Raw genomic sequence first — 14985 nt, 5'->3', positions numbered from 1 at the left:
TTGCTCGGCGCCGCTGGCATCCGAACGGGACGCGTGGTGCGTCTGGTCTTCGCGGTCAAACGCGGCTGGTATCAGCTCCGTTACCGACGGTTGACGCTCGGTCGGGACGTGGAGATCCGTGGCCGGATCCGGTTGCGGCGCGGTGTGCGGGTGACCATCGGTGACCGCACCCGGTTGAACAAACTCGTCCGCTTCGCCGGTCCCGGTGAGGTACGCGTCGGTGCGGACTGTCTGCTCAACGCCACCTGGATCGGCACCTGGACGTCGGTCACGGTGGGGGACCGGTGCCTCCTGTCGGACTGCGAGTTGCTCGACAACGACTTCCACAACCTGCCCCCCGAGCAGCGGCACGCACCGCCCGGCCCGCTCACCCGTGCCCCGATCGTTCTCGAGGACAACGTCTGGGTCGGCGCGCACGCCCTGGTCCTGAAGGGCGTGCGGGTCGGTCGGGACAGCGTCGTCGGCGCGGCGACGGTCGTCCGCACCGACGTGCCACCCGGCGTCGTGGTCGTCGGTAATCCTCAACAGACGGTGAAGAAGTTCCATGACTGATGCAGCGCCCGCCCCCTGGCCCACGGACGGCCCGTCCTCCGGCACCTCGCGTGCCGTGACACTGACCGACCTGCTGCGGGTGCCGATGCACCGGTTGCGGTTGGTGGCGGCCGTCGCCATGGTCGGTCTGCTCGCCGCGCTCGGCTACGTGCTGCTGGTGCCGGCGGCGCTGTCCGCGAGCGCCGTGGTCGCGGTCCGGCCGGTGGTGACCGACGCCTTCACCCCCAGCGGCGCGGGCGCCGACCGCGCGGTCAACATGAACGTGGAGAGCGGCATCGCCACCGGCACCGAGGTGGTGCAGCGGCTCGCCGACTCGGCCGGCGGCGACCCGCGGGACATCCGCGACGCGCTCGAGGTCGAGGTGCCCACCGGTGGGCAGATCCTGCGCTTCACCTACCAGGCGCGCGAGGCGCACCAGGCCGTGCAGAGCGCCAACATGGCCGCCGAGGCCTACCTGAGCGTGCGCCGGACCATGTACGAGCAGCAGCGCGCCGAGATGCTGCGCTCCTACGACGCCAGCATCACCAAGGTCGCCGCCCAGCAGACCGCGTTGCAGAAGCGGGCGAACACCGCCAAGGACACCGCCGCCGGTGACGCGCTGGTGGCCGAGCTGGCCGGGATCAACAACCAGCTCACCCAGCTCAACGCCGCCCGTACCGAGATCGCGGCGGTCGACGTCAACCCCGGCTGGGTCACCCAGACCGCCGAGAAGGCGCTGGTCACCTCCGCCGGGCACCGGCCGCTCTACATGGTCGCCGGCCTGCTCGGTGGCGCGCTGATCGGCATCGTGCTGGCGTACCTCTGGGAGTCGACCGACCGGCGGGTCCGCTCGGTCGCCGACGGCCGGGAGGCCTCCGGCCTTCCCCTGCTCGGCACCGTACGCCGGCCGGCGTTCCGGGGCAGCCCCCGGGCGGTCGACGCCGACGTCCGGTACGTGGCGATGGCGGTCGCCGAGCGGGTCCGGCAGCCGGCCCGGGTGGCGCTGGTCACCGCCCGGGAGGACGCCACCGTGCTCACCGCCGGGCTCGCCGTGGCGCTCGCCGTGGACGGCCGGGAGGTCTTCGTCGCCGATGACAGCGGACGGATCGAGCGGCTACGGGCGACCGTTCTCGCCGACCGCGGGCGACTGCCCATCGACCCGTCCCGGCCGCTGGTGCCCAAGCCCCGGCCGGCCGGCAGCACACCGGCCGTCGGTACCGCCACGGAGAGCACGCCCGCCCGTCGGCCCTCCCCGCACCCGCCCGGTGCCCGCCCGTCCACCGACCCCGATGCCACCCTGACGCTGCCGAGGGTGTCGTCCGCCCGCCCGGACAACAGTCGCGTCGTCACCCCCGACGAGGTTGTCGTGGGTGTGGGCAGTGTCCGGTTCGGCACCTGGCGGCAGGGCGCGGACCACGGCCTGGTCCTGTTCAACGCCCCGCCGGCCGAGTCCGACGAGCGTGGCGTGGCCGTGGCCCGGCAGGGCAGCGCGGTGGTCGTCGTGGAGCGGGACCGCACCCGGCAGAGTGACCTGCGACGTCTGGTGGAGCGGCTGCGCGCCGCCGGGGTCACCCCGCTGGGCTTCGTGCTCACCCGAAACGGCCGGGCCTGAGCGTGTCGGTGACCCGCGCCCCGGCGACCGAACCACCACCCGGAGGCGCTCCGCAGGAGCCCGCGCCGGTGCCGCCGTCCGCGCCGCCGCAACTGCCGCTCTGGCCGCTGTCGATGATGTTCGGTCTGGTGCCGCTCTGGTGGCTGTTCGGTGCGTTCTACCTTGGCTGGCCGCTGCTGGGTGCATTGCTGTTTGCGTTGCTGCTCACCCGGGGGCGCGTGCCGCTGCCGCCGGCGGCCGGCATCTGGCTGCTCTTCCTCGCCATCGTGGTGGTCAGCGCCACCCAGTTGTCGTCGCCAGCCTCGCTGCTCACGTTCGCCCTGCGGCTTGCCTTCTACCTGACCGCGCTGGTGGTCGGCGTCTACGTCTACGCGGCCGCCCGGGAACGCGCCAGCCTGGTGGCGGTGCTCACCCCGCTCTGCGCGTTCTGGTTCGGGCTGGTGGCGCTGGGCTGGCTCGGGGTGCTGGTGCCCCGGCTGGCCATGACGACCCCGATGGAGGTGCTGCTGCCCGGCGGGGTGGCCGGCACCCCGTTCATCCAGGACATGGTGCACCTCACCACCGCTGAATACAGTGCCCGTTCGCTCAACCCGATCTATCGGCCGGCCGCGCCGTTCGCGTACACCAACAACTACGGCAGCGCGTACGCGATGACCCTGCCCTGCGTGGTGGCCTTCGCGATGCTGCGCCGGCACGGGCTGCTGCGCTGGGCGCTGCTGGCGTCGCTGCCGCTGTCGCTGGCGCCGGCGTTCCTCACCCTCAACCGGGCGATGTTCCTCAGCCTCGGTGCCGGGCTGGCCGTGCTGGGGGTGCGGGCCAGCCTGCGCGGCAACGTCCGGGTGGCCGCGTCCATCGTCGGGGTCGTGGTGATTGGCGGGTTGGCCACGTTGTTCATCCCGATCACCGAGCTGATCAGCAGGCGGGTCGACTCCAGCGACACCAACACCGATCGGCTCTCGCTCTACAGCGAGGTGATCCGCCGGGTGCAGGAGTCTCCCTGGTTGGGCTACGGCGCACCGGTGAACGTCGACACCGTGTCGGCGGCTGCGCCGATCGGCACCCAGGGGCAGCTGTGGATGGTGCTGTTCAGCCACGGCGTACCCGCGCTCATCTGTTTCCTGGCGTGGTTCGTCGCCGCAGCGGTGATCTGCGCGCGGGCGACGTCGGCGGCCGGGCAGTGGCTGGCGGTGGTGCCGGTGGTCTGCCTCGTGCAGGTCCCGTTCTACGGCATGGCGAACCAGAACCTGGCGGTCGCGTTCTTCGCGGTGGCCTTCGCGATGGCGCTTACCGAACGCGAACGGCTGACCCGGCTGGCCGGGTCGTCGCCGCCCGCGCGGACCGCTCCGGTGCCCGCGTGACCGCCGCGACCCGACCGTCGGCCGGTGCCGACGAGGGCCGGCCGACGCCCGCCCTCGCCGAGGATCAGGCCGCGCCGTCGGCGGCCGGGGACGGCGGCTCGGCCGAGACCCGCCGCAGCGCGCGTAGCGGCGTGGCCGGACTGCTCGGCGCGGCCACCAGTGGCTTGTTCGGGTTCGTGCTGGCGGTCGTGATCACCCGGGGTTACGGCCCGGCCGGGGCGGGCGCGTTCTTCGCCGCGATCGGGGTCGTCACCGTGGCCACAGCGATCTGCACGCTCGGCGCGGAGACCGGTCTGATGTGGGCCCTGCCCCGCCGCAGCGCCGGCGTGCGCGGTGACGCCGCCCGGGTGCTCCCGGTGGCGCTGATCCCGCCGCTGCTGACCGGGCTGCTGGTCGCCGGCGCGGGCGTGTTGGCCGCCGACGCCCTCGCGCCCCGGCTGCTGCGCGGCTCCGGCGCGAGCGGCGACGCGCTGCTCACCGTCACGTTCGCCGCGGTGCCGGTGGTGGTCGCGATGACCCTGCTGCTGGCCACGCTGCGCTGCGTGCGGCCCATCCGGGCGTACGTCGGGGTGCAGTTCCTGCTTCTGCCGGTCGCCCGCCCGGTGCTGGTCGGCGGGGCCGCCTTGGCGGGTGGTGGCCTGCTCGCCGGCATGACCGGCTGGTTGGTGCCGGCGGCGTTGGCGCTGCTGGCCTGTCTCACCCTCGTCGCCGGCCCGCTCGGGCTGGGCCGGGGCGCGGCGCTGCGTCCGCACCGCGCCGACTGGTCCACGTTCTGGCGCTTCGCGCTGCCCCGGGCCGCCTCGGCGGCCATCGACGCCGGCAGCATGTGGGTGGGTGTACTTCTCACCTCGGTGCTGGCCGGGCCGGCGGACGCCGGTGTGTTCGGCGCCGTCGGGCGGTACGTGCTGGCCGGTCAACTGGCCATGCAGGGGCTGCGGGTGGCGGTGTCGCCGCAGCTGTCCCGGCTGCTCGGGCGGGGCGAGCGGGCCGCGGCGGCGGCCGTGCACCGGCAGTTGACCACCTGGGGGCTGGTGCTCTCCTGGCCGGTGTATCTGCTGCTGGCGGTCTTCGCGCTGGCCTTCCTCCAGCTGTTCGGGCCGGAGTTCACCGCCGGTGTGCCGGCGATGACGGTGCTCGCGCTGGCGATGCTGGTCAACACCGGAGTGGGCAACGTGCAGAGCCTGCTCCTGATGGGCGGGCGCAGCGGGCTGCACCTGGTCGCCACCGTGGCCGGGTTGACGATGACCGTCTCGCTGGGTCTCTGGCTGATCCCCCACCACGGCGCGACGGGCGCGGCGGTGGCCTGGGCGGCCGGCATCGCCACCGAGAACCTCACCGCTGCCGGATTCGCCCGGTCGGTGGTTCGGGAGCCACTGTTCGACGCCGCGATGGTGCGTGCCGCGGCGGCCACGATCGCCGGTGTGGGCCTGGCCGCCGGGGCCGGCGTGCTGGTGGGCGGTCGCGGCCTGCCCGGCCTGGCGGTGGCCTTGGCGGTGCTGCTGACCGGCTGCGTCGGCATGTTGACGTTGCCCCGGGTGCGCGCCGGCATCCGGGGGACCATGAGGCAGATCCGTGGAGGGGACAACGCGGCCACGGTCGCCGAGTCCACCTCGGCATCGACGAGAGGCAGGTGAGGTTCGTCGTGGTGTCCATCCGTGACCGGGTCAAGCAGTTGGTTCCGACCCAGGTGACCACCCGGGTGAAGGAGTCGCTTGTCGACTACGGCGTTCGCACCAGCGACCGCCGGCCGCTGCCGGACTTCCTGATCATCGGGACCAAACGGGGTGGCACCACCTCCCTGTGGAACTACCTGATCCAGCACCCGTTGGTGCCCCGGCTCTTTCCCGCGTGGAACACGAAGTCGGCGCACTACTTCGAGGAGCACTGGGGTCGCGGCGAAGCCTGGTACCGCTCGCACTTCCCGACCGAGCGGCAGCGCGAGGCCCTGGCCAAGCGGCACGGCGGCCCGGTCCGGGTCGGTGAGGCGGCCCCGCTGTACATGTTCCACCCGCTCGCCGCGCAGCGGGTCGCCGCGCTGATGCCGACGGTGAAGCTCATCGTGCTGCTGCGGGACCCGGTGGAGCGGGCGTACTCGCACTGGAAGGAACGCCGCACCCACGGCATCGAACCACTGGACTTCGCCGCCGCCCTCGCTGCCGAGCCGGAACGCACGGCGGGGGAGCGGGAGCGGTTGATCGCCGAGCCGGAGTCGTTCAGTGAGCCGTACGACTGGTACACGTACCGGGCCCGGGGGCGTTACCTGGAGCACCTGGAGCCGTGGCTGGAGCGCTTCGCCCGGGAGCAGATCCTCTTCCTGCCCAGCGAGGACCTGTACCGCGACTCGCGGGCGACCTACCGACGCACCCTGGACTTCCTCGGTCTGCCGGCGTACGACCTCCCCAACTTCAAGGTCTACAACGATCGGCGCTCGGCACCGCTGGAGCCGAGCGTGCGCGCTGAGCTGACCGACTACTACCGGCCGTACAACGACGCGTTGCGTCAACGGCTCGGGCTGGACCTCGACTGGGCGGACCGGGCGGCGTGACGACAGGGGTGGGCCCGGCCCCCGACCCGCGTTCGCGGGTGGACGGCCTGGGTTGGGTGAGCCGCGCGGTCTTCCCGGACGACCGGGTCGGCCTGACCGTGGCCGGCGCCCCGCCGGCCGGTCACCAGGCGGTGGCCCGGTACGCGGTCGTGCCGTCGATCGCCCGGGCCCGGTTCCTGGTGCCGTTGGGCGCGCCCCGGGCCGGGGCGGCGTCCCTGTTGGCGTACAACGCCCTGCGGCCACCGAAGGTGCGCGCGCTGCGGGCGGTGCTCGGTGGGATGGCCCGGTTCGGTCGGGTGGGGCTCGCGCCCTTTCCCACGTTGACCGTCTCGGTGCCGGCCGGGGTGCCGGCCGCGGAGTTGCTGCTGAGCGAGCGGCTCTCCGCCGACCTGGGTGACACGCCGCTGCTGGCCGCGTTCGGGGTCCGCCCACCCGACCCGAACGGCAAGCCCACGCTGCAACTCTTCAGTGCCGACGGGCGTCCGCGGGGCTACGCGAAGATCGGCTGGAACGACGCGACCCGCGCGCTGGTCGGCGCGGAGGCGGCGGCGCTGCGGGCGTTGCGCGAGGTGGTGGGCGTCGCCGACCATCCGACGCCGCCGCGGCTGCTCACCGAGACGTCGTGGGCGGGTCAGGTGGTCGCGGTGATCGAGCCGTTGCCCCCGGCGGTACGCGGTGTGCCGGTGGATGACCCGCCCCGGATCGCGGCGCTGCTCGCGGTCGCCCGGCGGGGCGGCCCGGCGGGCACACCTCGACCGCTGGCCGACTCGACCTTCCTGCGCCGGCTGGCCGATCAGGCCGGCCGGGCCGCCGCGACCGAGCCGGCCGGTGCGCGGGCGGTCGCCGCGGTCTCGGCGTTGGCCCGCCGGCATGGCGACACCAGCGTCGAGTTCGGTCACTGGCATGGTGACTGGGTGCCGTGGAACCTGGGCTGGCACGCCGGCCGGTTGGTCGCCTGGGACTGGGAGCACAGCGGTCCGGACGTGCCGGTCGGCTTCGACCTGGCGCACGACGCGTTCCAGCGGGCCCTCGTGCTGCGCGGGGAGCCGGCCGCCGCCGCCGCGGTGGCCGTGGACGGATATCTGAGCCGGCACGGCGAGCGGCTCGGCCTCGACGCCGCGCAGCGCCGGCTCGTCGCCGACGCGTACCTGGTGGAGATGTGGTTGCGGACGTGGCGGTTGGCCGACGCGGGCGCGGGCTGGAACCCCGCCCTGCATCCCGCACTCCTGGACGTCATCGAGAAAAGACATAGCGGCTGATCTGGAGGAATCGCGGCGGCGGCGGTGCGCCGCAGAGTGACGACATAATCGCAGGTGGTGACGACTATCGATGGACCTCGGACGTTCGGTGCGCCGCACCGCCCGCTGTGGAGATCGTCATCTCGGCCGGTCGCGCTATTCAACGACCGGGAATCGTGTGATCTGCTTCTGCCTGGCGTGAACTGAAATTCCAAGCGAACTTGTGGGGAGTCGCGTGGACACGAACAACGACGACAGTGGGGCGCCGGTGCTGCTGCTGGTCGGCTCCAGCGGCGGCCATCTGGCCCAACTACTGGCCCTGCGGCCCTGGTACGAACAGTGGCGGCGCTGCTGGGTCACCTTCGACACCCCGGAGGCGGTGTCGCTGCTGGCCGGCGAGGACCTGGTGCCGGCGCACCACCCGACCACGCGCAACGTGCCGAACCTGCTGCGCAACGCGCTGCTGGCCTGGCAGGTGCTGCGGGCCCGGCGGGTCGCCGCCGTGGTCACCACCGGAGCCGGGGTCGCGGTGCCGTTCGTGGTGCTGGCCCGGCTGCGGCGCATCCCGACCGTCTACATCGAGGTGTACGACCGGATCGACACCCCGACGTTGACCGCTCGGCTCTGCCGGCCGTTCCTGTCCGCGATGCTCGTGCAGTGGGATGAGCAGCGCCGGCAGTACCCCGAGGCGACCGTCGTCGGGACGCTGCTGTGACCGGGGAGACGGGCACCGCCCGGCGTCCGCAACCCCGGCCGGCCACCGAGGCGGCACGCCTGCCGCGCCAGCGCGACAGCTCGGCGGTCGCCCAGCTCCGACTGCTGGTCGCGGTGGGCACCGACAAGCACCCCTTCGACCGGCTCGTCGACTGGTTGGCGCAGTGGCACGCGCAGGCCGCCGGCCCGATCGGGCTGACCGTGCAGCACGGGCACACCACCGCGCCCCAGCTGAGCGGCGCGGTGCCGTTCCTCGGCCACGACGCGTTGCAGCAGGCGATGATCGATGCCGACCTGGTGGTCTGCCACGGTGGCCCGGCGACCATTCTGGAGGCCCGCCGGCACGGCCACCTGCCGATCGTGGTGCCCCGCGATCCGGCTCGCGGTGAGCACGTCGACAACCACCAGCTCCTCTTCGCCCGCCGGCTCGGCGCCGCCGGGCTGGTGGCGCTGTGCGAGACCCGGGAGGCCCTGCACGACGCGTTGGCCGCCGGGGTGGCCGACCCGTCCCGGTACGCGGTGGCCGCCGACCCGGAGGCACACGAGGCACGACGGGCGGCGGTGGCCCGGGTCGGGCAGATCGTCGACGACCTGGTGGCCCGTTCGATCCCGCGCCCACCCCGGCGGCGGGCCTGGTCCCGGCCGCGCCCGGGTACGAAGGAGATTCGATGACCCAGCAGCCGACCGTCAGCGTCGTGGTGCCCACCCGGGACCGCCCCGAGCTGCTGCGGGCCGCGGTGCGCGCGATCCTGGCACAGGACTACCCGGGCCTGATCGAGGTCGTCGTGGTGTTCGACCAGTCCGCGCCGGACGAGTCGCTGACCGAGCTGGGGAGCGGCCCGGCCCGCGTGGTGCGGGTGATCCGCAACGCCCGTACCCCCGGGTTGGCCGGTGCGCGCAACAGCGGCACCCTCGCGGCCGGGGGCGAGCTGGTCGCGTTCTGCGACGACGACGACGAGTGGCTGCCCGCCAAGCTGGCCGCCCAGGTCGACGCGCTGGCCGGCGATCCGGCCGCTGAATTCGTCTGCTGCGGCATCCGGGTCAACTACGACGGGCACACCGTCGACCGGGTGCTCGACAAGGACCGGATCACCCTGGACGACCTGCTGCGCGACCGGATGACGGAGCTGCACCCGTCGACCTTCCTCATCCGCGCCACCGCGCTGCGCAACGGGTTCGGGCTGGTCGACGAGGAGATCCCGGGCAGCTACGCGGAGGACTACGAGTTCCTGCTGCGGGCCGCGCGCAGCGCGCCGCTGATCAACCTGCGGACGCCGTCGGTGCTGGTCCGCTGGCACAAGCGCTCGTACTTCGCGCAGCGGTGGGACACCATCTCCGAGGCGTTGCAGTGGTTGCTCCAGCGTTACCCGGAGTTCGCCAGTCAACCGGCCGGCGAGGCCCGTGTCGCCGGGCAGATCGCCTTCGCCCAGGCCGCCTCCGGCGACCGCCGGGGCGCGCTGCGCTGGGCCCGGCGCACCCTGCGGAGCAACCCCCGCGAGCCACGCGCCTACCTGGCCCTCGCCGTCGCCGGTCGGGTGGTCCGGGCCGACGCGGTGCTGCGCACCCTGCACAAGCGCGGTCGAGGGATCTGAGCCGCCGCCCGCGTGAGCGGGCGGCGGCGTCCGCTGGGCGGGACGCGACGGGGAGCGCGCCGCGCCGGTGGCCCCCCGTGACAGACTGACCGCTGTGTTGCGCTGGTTGACTGCAGGTGAATCGCACGGTCCCGCCCTCGTCGCGATGTTGGAGGGGGTGCCGGCCGGCATTGAGGTGACCACCACCGAGATCGCCGACGAGCTGGCCCGTCGACGGCTGGGCTACGGGCGGGGTGCCCGGATGTCGTTCGAGCGGGACGAGGTCGAGCTGCTCGGCGGCCTGCGGCACGGCGTGACCCTGGGCAGCCCGGTGGCGATCCGGGTCGGCAACTCCGAGTGGCCGAAGTGGCAGACCGTGATGGCCGCCGACCCGGTCGACCCCGACGAGCTGGCCCGGCAGGCCCGTAACGCCCCGCTGACCCGTCCCCGGCCGGGCCACGCGGACCTGGCCGGCATGCAGAAGTACGGCCACACCGACGCCCGGCCGATCCTGGAACGCGCCAGCGCCCGGGAGACCGCCGCCCGGGTGGCCGTCGGCACGGTCGCCAAGGCGCTCATCCGTCAGGCGCTCGGCATCGAGATCGTCTCGCACGTCGTCGAGCTGGGCCCGGTGGCCGCGAAGCCCGGGCTGCGTCCCACGCCGTCCGACACGGCCCGGATCGACGCCGACCCGCTGCGCTGCCTCGACCCGGAGGCCAGCGCCCTGATGGTCGCCGAGGTCGATGCCGCGAAGAAGGCCGCCGACACCCTCGGCGGCGTGGTCGAGGTGCTGGCGTACGGGGTGCCACCGGGGCTGGGCAGCCACGTGCAGTGGGACCGCAAGCTCGACGCCCGGCTGGCCACCGCGCTGATGTCCATTCAGGCGATCAAGGGCGTGGAGATCGGCGATGGCTGGCAGCAGGCCCGTTCCCGCGGCTCCGAGGCGCACGACGAGATCATTCCGTCGGCCACCGGCGTCCGTCGGGTCACCGACCGGGCCGGCGGGCTGGAGGGTGGCATCACCACCGGCGAGCCGCTGCGGGTCCGCGCCGCGATGAAGCCGATCTCCTCGCTGAACCGGGCGCTGGCCACCGTGGACGTCACCACCGGCGAGCCGGCCACCGCGATCAACCAGCGCTCCGACGTCTGCGCGGTGCCCGCCGCGGCGGTGGTCGCCGAGGCGATGGTGGCGCTGGTGCTGGCCGAGGCGGCCACCGAGAAGTTCGGCGGCGACTCGATCGCCGAGATCCGCCGCAACCTGGCCGGGTACCTCGACGCGCTGGTCATCCGCTGATGGCACCGGTCGTCGTGCTGGTCGGCGCGCCCGGCTGCGGCAAGACCACCGTCGGGCGGGCGCTCGCCGCCACCCTCGGTGTGGAGTTCCGCGACACCGACACCGACATCGAGCAGATGGCCGGGAAGCCGATCCCGGAGATCTTCATCGACGAGGGTGAGGCGCACTTCCGTACCCTGGAACGGGCCGCCGTGGCCGCGGCGCTGGCCGGCGGCACGGGTGTGCTCGCCCTTGGCGGCGGCGCGGTGCTGGCCGAGGAGACCCGGGCGGCCCTGATCGGGCACCGGGTGGTGCACCTCTCGGTCGAGTTGCCCGACGCGGTGCGGCGGGTCGGGCTCGGCGCCGGCCGGCCGCTGCTGGCGATCAACCCACGGGCCACCCTCAAACACCTGCTGGACCAGCGCCGGCCGCTCTACGCCGAGGTCGCCACCGAGACGGTGGTCACCGACGGCCGAGCCCCGGCGCAGGTCGTCGCGGACGTCGCGGCCCTGCTCCCGCGCTGACGTCAGCCCCCCGCGCCCCCGCGCCCCCGCGCCCCCACCCCCCTTGCGCCGATCTTGCACTTGCTGCTCCGGCTTAAGGGGCATTCACCGCATTTCGACAACAGGAAGTGCAAGATCGGCGCAGGAGGGGTGGGGCCGGGGCGCGGGGGCAGGGGGGCAGGGGGTCAGGTTTGGGCGATCAGGTCCAGGACGTCGGACAGGGCCTTCGGCTCGCTGAGCATCGGCCAGTGCCCGGTGGGCAGCTCGTGCAGCTGGCCGTCGGCCAGGCCGGTGAAGAACGGATGCTCCTGTTGGATCATCTGCCGCACCACGCTGAGCGGGAAGGTGCTGGCGACCAGCGCGGTCGGCACCGGGCGCCCGCCGGTGCGTCGGACCGGGTCGGTGGCGGCCCGCAGAGGTTGCGGGGTGGCCCGGGTGCGCAGCAGCGCGAGCGTCGGCTCGTCCAGGCCGGCCAGGTTGGTCGGGTCGGCGGCCGGGTCCCAGGCCGGCGGCGGCAGCAGGTGCCCGGTGCCGATCGCGGCGCGTAACCGCTGCTGCTCCTCCGGCGGCAGCGTGTCGAACTGCGCCGTGTCGTCCGGCAACGGCCCACTCTCCACGTAGACGATCCGGGCGATCCGGTCCGGGATGCGGTCCACCGCCTGGGCGGCCGGCATCCCCCCGCCGGAGTGCCCGACCAGCAGTACGTCGCGCAGGTCCTCGACCTCGATCAGTCGGACGATGTCGGTGGTGTGCGTGTCCAGGCTGACCTCCGGCCCGGCGAGGTGGTCGCGTTCGGCCACCCCGGTCAGCGTCATCGGATGGACCTCGTGCCCCTGCGACCGCAGCGCGACGGTCACGTCCCGCCACGCCCAGGCACCCAGCCAGAATCCCGGCACCAGCACGAATGTCGCCATCTGTGGCTCCTTCTCTCGGCTACCGACAGACCGTACGATCTATTCCGGACAGGATCCGCCCGGTTTGAAGGAGTGGCCCGTGTCACATCCCGCGGGGCGGGTGCTGGCTCTGCTCGAACTGCTGCAGACCCGGCACCGGTCGACGGCCGCCGAACTCGCCGGCCACCTCGGGGTGGACGAGCGGACCGTGCGCCGGTACGCGACCACACTTGTGGAGCTGGGCATTCCCGTCACCGCCGACCGGGGCCGCCACGGCGGCTACCGGCTGCACTCCGGTTACAAGCTGCCGCCGCTGATGCTCACCGACGACGAGGCGGTGGCGGTGCTGCTCGGCCTCGTCGTCGCCGAACGGGTCGGGCTCGCCACCGAGCAGCCCGCCACCGCCAGCGCGCTGGCGAAGATCCGCCGGGTGCTGCCGGCGGCGCTCGCCGACCGGCTCGCCGCCGTCCAGGAGCACCTGGGTTTCACCCTGCGTCGTCCGGAGCCGGAGCGCGGACCGGCGTCCGGCACCCTGCTCGCACTGGCGTCGGCCACCCGGCACCGGCAGCGCGTGGCGCTGGACTACCGCTCCTGGCGGGGCGAGCAGTCGCACCGCGAACTCGACCCGTACGGGCTGGTCTTCCACGCCGGCCGTTGGTACGTCACCGGCCACGACCACCGGCGCGGGGAGATCCGCACCTTCCGACTGGACCGGATCGGCGCGGTGACGCCCGGCGTGGCGACGTTCACCGTGCCGGACGGCTTCGAGGCGGTGGCCTGGGTGACCCGGTCGCTGGCCGGCGTGCCGTACACGCACGAGGTGGAGGTCGTGCTGGAGACCGACCTGGTCGCCGCCCGCCGCCGCATCCCGCCCAGCGTGGCCGAGTTGACCGCCACCACCGACGGGGTGCTGCTGCGGGCCCGAGCGGAGAGCCTGCCCGGGATGGCGGCGATGCTCGCCGGGATGGGGTGTCCGTTCACCGTGCGGCATCCGGACGCGCTGCGTGCCGCAGTGGCCGAACACGCCAGCCGGTTGGCGGACTGGGCCGCTCGGCCAGCAGGTGGACAGCCGCCCTCCCCGCGCCGCCCGCTGGACTAGGCTGCCGGCGATGGACGAGGTGACCCGAATTCCGGTCGGCGGCGAGCGGCCGTACGACGTCTTGGTGGGACGTGACCTGCTGGGTGCGCTGCCTGGCCTGCTGCCCGGCGCGACCCGGGTGGCGGTGCTGCACGCGCCTCCGCTCAAGGCCCTCGCGGACGCGCTCGGCGAACGCCTGCGCGCGGCCGGCGTCGAGCCACTGCCGATCGAGGTGCCCGACGCCGAGTCGGGGAAGCACATCGAGGTGGCCGCCTCCTGTTGGGACCGGCTCGGAGCGGCCGGCTTCACCCGTACCGACGCGGTGGTCGGGGTGGGCGGCGGCGCGGTGACCGACCTGGCCGGCTTCGTCGCGGCCTGCTGGTTGCGGGGTGTGCGTTGGGTGCCGGTGGCGACCTCGCTGCTGGGCATGGTGGATGCCGCGGTGGGTGGCAAGACGGGCATCAACACGGCCGCCGGCAAGAACCTGGTGGGTGCGTTCCACCCGCCGGTCGGGGTGCTGGCCGACCTGGCCACTCTGGACAGCCTGCCCGCGGTCGACCTGGCGGCCGGGTTGGCCGAGGTCGTCAAGTGCGGGTTCATCGCCGACCCGACGATCCTGGATCTCATCGAGAACGACCCGGAGGCCGCCACCGACCCCCGTGGGCCGGTGAGCCGGGAGCTGATCGAGCGGGCCATCCGGGTCAAGGCCGACGTGGTCGCCGGCGACCTGCGCGAGTCGGGCCTGCGGGAGGTGCTCAACTACGGTCACACCCTGGCCCACGCCATCGAGCAGAACGAGGGCTACCGCTGGCGGCACGGTCACGCCGTCGCCGTCGGTCTGGTGTACGCGGCCACGCTGGCCCGGCTCGCCGGGCGGCTGGACGCGGCGACCGCCGACCGACACCGGGTCACGCTGAGCGCTCTGGGCCTGCCGGTGAGCTACCCGGCCGACGCCTGGCCGCAGCTGTTGGCCGCGATGCGGGTGGACAAGAAGACCCGGGGCAGTCGGCTGCGCCTTGTGGTGCTCGACGGGCTGGCCCGCCCGGCGATGCTGGAGGGCCCCGACGACGCGTTGCTGGAGGCCGCCTACCGCGAGGTGGCCACCCCGTGAGCGCGAGGAGTGAGTTGGGTTTGCGAGCCCCGCAGTCGCGAACGAAAGAAAGCGCCGCGTGAAGGTCTACGTGTTGAACGGGCCGAACCTGGGCCGGCTGGGCACCCGTGAGCCCGACGTGTACGGCGCGACCAGCTACGCGGACCTGGTGGCGCTCTGTGAGAGCACCGGTCGGGAGCTGGGGCTGGCGGTGACGGTCCGGCAGACCGACGCGGAGCACGAGCTGCTCGGCTGGCTGCACACGGCGGCCGACGAGGGCGCCGCGGTCGTGCTCAACCCGGCCGCCTGGTCGCACTACTCCTACGCGGTGCGGGACGCCTGCGCCATGCTGCGGGGGCCGCTGGTGGAGGTGCACATCTCCAACATCCACACCCGTGAGGAGTTCCGGCACCACTCGGTGGTGTCGGCGGTGGCGACCGGGGTGATCTGCGGTCTGGGCATTGACGGTTATCGTCTCGCACTGCACCATCTGGCTACCCGCTGAGCGCCCGCCCCGAGCGGGGACCGGGCGATTCGACGCAGCTAGTAGACTCGCAGGGTCTGTCCGCCAATTGATGA

The 14985-nt window shown here is 73.6% G+C and carries 15 protein-coding genes; 14 read left to right on the top strand and 1 reads right to left on the bottom strand.

Annotated elements, in window-relative coordinates:
* The 11 genes from ACFYP0_RS17165 to ACFYP0_RS17115 all read left to right on the top strand — a co-directional run bounded on the left by ACFYP0_RS17165 (position 1) and on the right by ACFYP0_RS17115 (position 11366).
* Positions 1-552: an acyltransferase gene (locus ACFYP0_RS17165; protein WP_124857590.1), complete on the top strand. Its 552-nt coding sequence runs from the start codon at positions 1-3 to the stop codon at positions 550-552.
* A complete protein-coding gene (locus ACFYP0_RS17160; protein WP_386996678.1) occupies positions 545-2143 on the top strand; it encodes a lipopolysaccharide biosynthesis protein in 1599 nt (532 codons plus the stop codon). Before ACFYP0_RS17165 ends, ACFYP0_RS17160 begins: the two co-directional genes overlap by 8 nt.
* Before the next feature lie 68 nt (positions 2144-2211).
* Positions 2212-3501 (top strand): O-antigen ligase family protein, encoded by a 1290-nt coding sequence (locus ACFYP0_RS17155; RefSeq protein ID WP_386996675.1) that lies wholly within the window; start codon positions 2212-2214, stop codon positions 3499-3501.
* Positions 3498-5135 (top strand): lipopolysaccharide biosynthesis protein, encoded by a 1638-nt coding sequence (locus tag ACFYP0_RS17150; RefSeq protein ID WP_386996672.1) that lies wholly within the window; start codon positions 3498-3500, stop codon positions 5133-5135. Before ACFYP0_RS17155 ends, ACFYP0_RS17150 begins: the two co-directional genes overlap by 4 nt.
* A gap of 8 nt (positions 5136-5143) precedes the next feature.
* Positions 5144-6046, top strand: a complete 903-nt coding sequence (locus tag ACFYP0_RS17145; protein WP_112668645.1) for a sulfotransferase domain-containing protein — start codon at positions 5144-5146, stop codon at positions 6044-6046.
* Positions 6043-7305, top strand: a complete 1263-nt coding sequence (locus tag ACFYP0_RS17140) for a hypothetical protein (RefSeq protein ID WP_386996670.1) — start codon at positions 6043-6045, stop codon at positions 7303-7305. The genes ACFYP0_RS17145 and ACFYP0_RS17140 overlap by 4 nt, the downstream gene beginning before the upstream one ends.
* A 214-nt stretch (positions 7306-7519) precedes the next feature.
* The gene (locus ACFYP0_RS17135) at positions 7520-7999 is read left to right on the top strand and encodes a UDP-N-acetylglucosamine--LPS N-acetylglucosamine transferase (protein WP_091401878.1); all 480 of its coding nucleotides are present in this window, start codon (positions 7520-7522) and stop codon (positions 7997-7999) included.
* A complete protein-coding gene (locus ACFYP0_RS17130; RefSeq protein WP_124859581.1) occupies positions 7996-8670 on the top strand; it encodes a glycosyltransferase in 675 nt (224 codons plus the stop codon). The genes ACFYP0_RS17135 and ACFYP0_RS17130 overlap by 4 nt, the downstream gene beginning before the upstream one ends.
* Entirely contained in the window at positions 8667-9590 is a 924-nt protein-coding gene (locus ACFYP0_RS17125; protein WP_386996667.1) for a glycosyltransferase family 2 protein, read from the top strand. Before ACFYP0_RS17130 ends, ACFYP0_RS17125 begins: the two co-directional genes overlap by 4 nt.
* A gap of 94 nt (positions 9591-9684) precedes the next feature.
* The gene (gene aroC, locus ACFYP0_RS17120; RefSeq protein ID WP_091401884.1) at positions 9685-10863 is read left to right on the top strand and encodes a chorismate synthase; all 1179 of its coding nucleotides are present in this window, start codon (positions 9685-9687) and stop codon (positions 10861-10863) included.
* Complete coding sequence (locus ACFYP0_RS17115; RefSeq protein ID WP_210787518.1) at positions 10863-11366, top strand: shikimate kinase; 504 nt, start codon at positions 10863-10865, stop codon at positions 11364-11366. Before aroC ends, ACFYP0_RS17115 begins: the two co-directional genes overlap by 1 nt.
* A gap of 164 nt (positions 11367-11530) precedes the next feature.
* On the opposite strand, the gene ACFYP0_RS17110 is transcribed toward ACFYP0_RS17115, so the two are convergent.
* Entirely contained in the window at positions 11531-12259 is a 729-nt protein-coding gene (locus ACFYP0_RS17110; RefSeq protein ID WP_124853881.1) for an alpha/beta fold hydrolase, read from the bottom strand.
* A gap of 79 nt (positions 12260-12338) precedes the next feature.
* On the opposite strand from ACFYP0_RS17110, the gene ACFYP0_RS17105 reads away from it, so the two are divergent.
* From ACFYP0_RS17105 to aroQ, 3 genes are read left to right on the top strand one after another with little or no spacing between them, the layout of a single operon-like run.
* Positions 12339-13337: a helix-turn-helix transcriptional regulator gene (locus tag ACFYP0_RS17105; protein WP_124853880.1), complete on the top strand. Its 999-nt coding sequence runs from the start codon at positions 12339-12341 to the stop codon at positions 13335-13337.
* 10 nt (positions 13338-13347) lie between these two features.
* Positions 13348-14427: a 3-dehydroquinate synthase gene (aroB, locus tag ACFYP0_RS17100; RefSeq protein WP_386996661.1), complete on the top strand. Its 1080-nt coding sequence runs from the start codon at positions 13348-13350 to the stop codon at positions 14425-14427.
* 58 nt (positions 14428-14485) lie between these two features.
* Positions 14486-14911: a type II 3-dehydroquinate dehydratase gene (aroQ, locus tag ACFYP0_RS17095; RefSeq protein ID WP_091401894.1), complete on the top strand. Its 426-nt coding sequence runs from the start codon at positions 14486-14488 to the stop codon at positions 14909-14911.
* The last annotated feature ends 74 nt before the right edge of the window (positions 14912-14985 follow it).

Origin of the sequence: Micromonospora arida (genome assembly GCF_042873195.1) — a bacterium.
Classification (GTDB): domain Bacteria; phylum Actinomycetota; class Actinomycetes; order Mycobacteriales; family Micromonosporaceae; genus Micromonospora; species Micromonospora arida.
This window is presented reverse-complemented; position numbering and strand designations above follow the sequence as displayed.

Coding starts and splice junctions, on each gene's coding strand:
- ACFYP0_RS17160 (WP_386996678.1), top strand. CDS start 545: ATGACTGATGCAGCGCCCGCCCCCTGGCCCACGGACGGCCCGTCCTCC.
- ACFYP0_RS17125 (WP_386996667.1), top strand. CDS start 8,667: ATGACCCAGCAGCCGACCGTCAGCGTCGTGGTGCCCACCCGGGACCGC.
- ACFYP0_RS17115 (WP_210787518.1), top strand. CDS start 10,863: ATGGCACCGGTCGTCGTGCTGGTCGGCGCGCCCGGCTGCGGCAAGACC.
- aroB (WP_386996661.1), top strand. CDS start 13,348: ATGGACGAGGTGACCCGAATTCCGGTCGGCGGCGAGCGGCCGTACGAC.
- ACFYP0_RS17110 (WP_124853881.1), bottom strand. CDS start 12,259: ATGGCGACATTCGTGCTGGTGCCGGGATTCTGGCTGGGTGCCTGGGCG.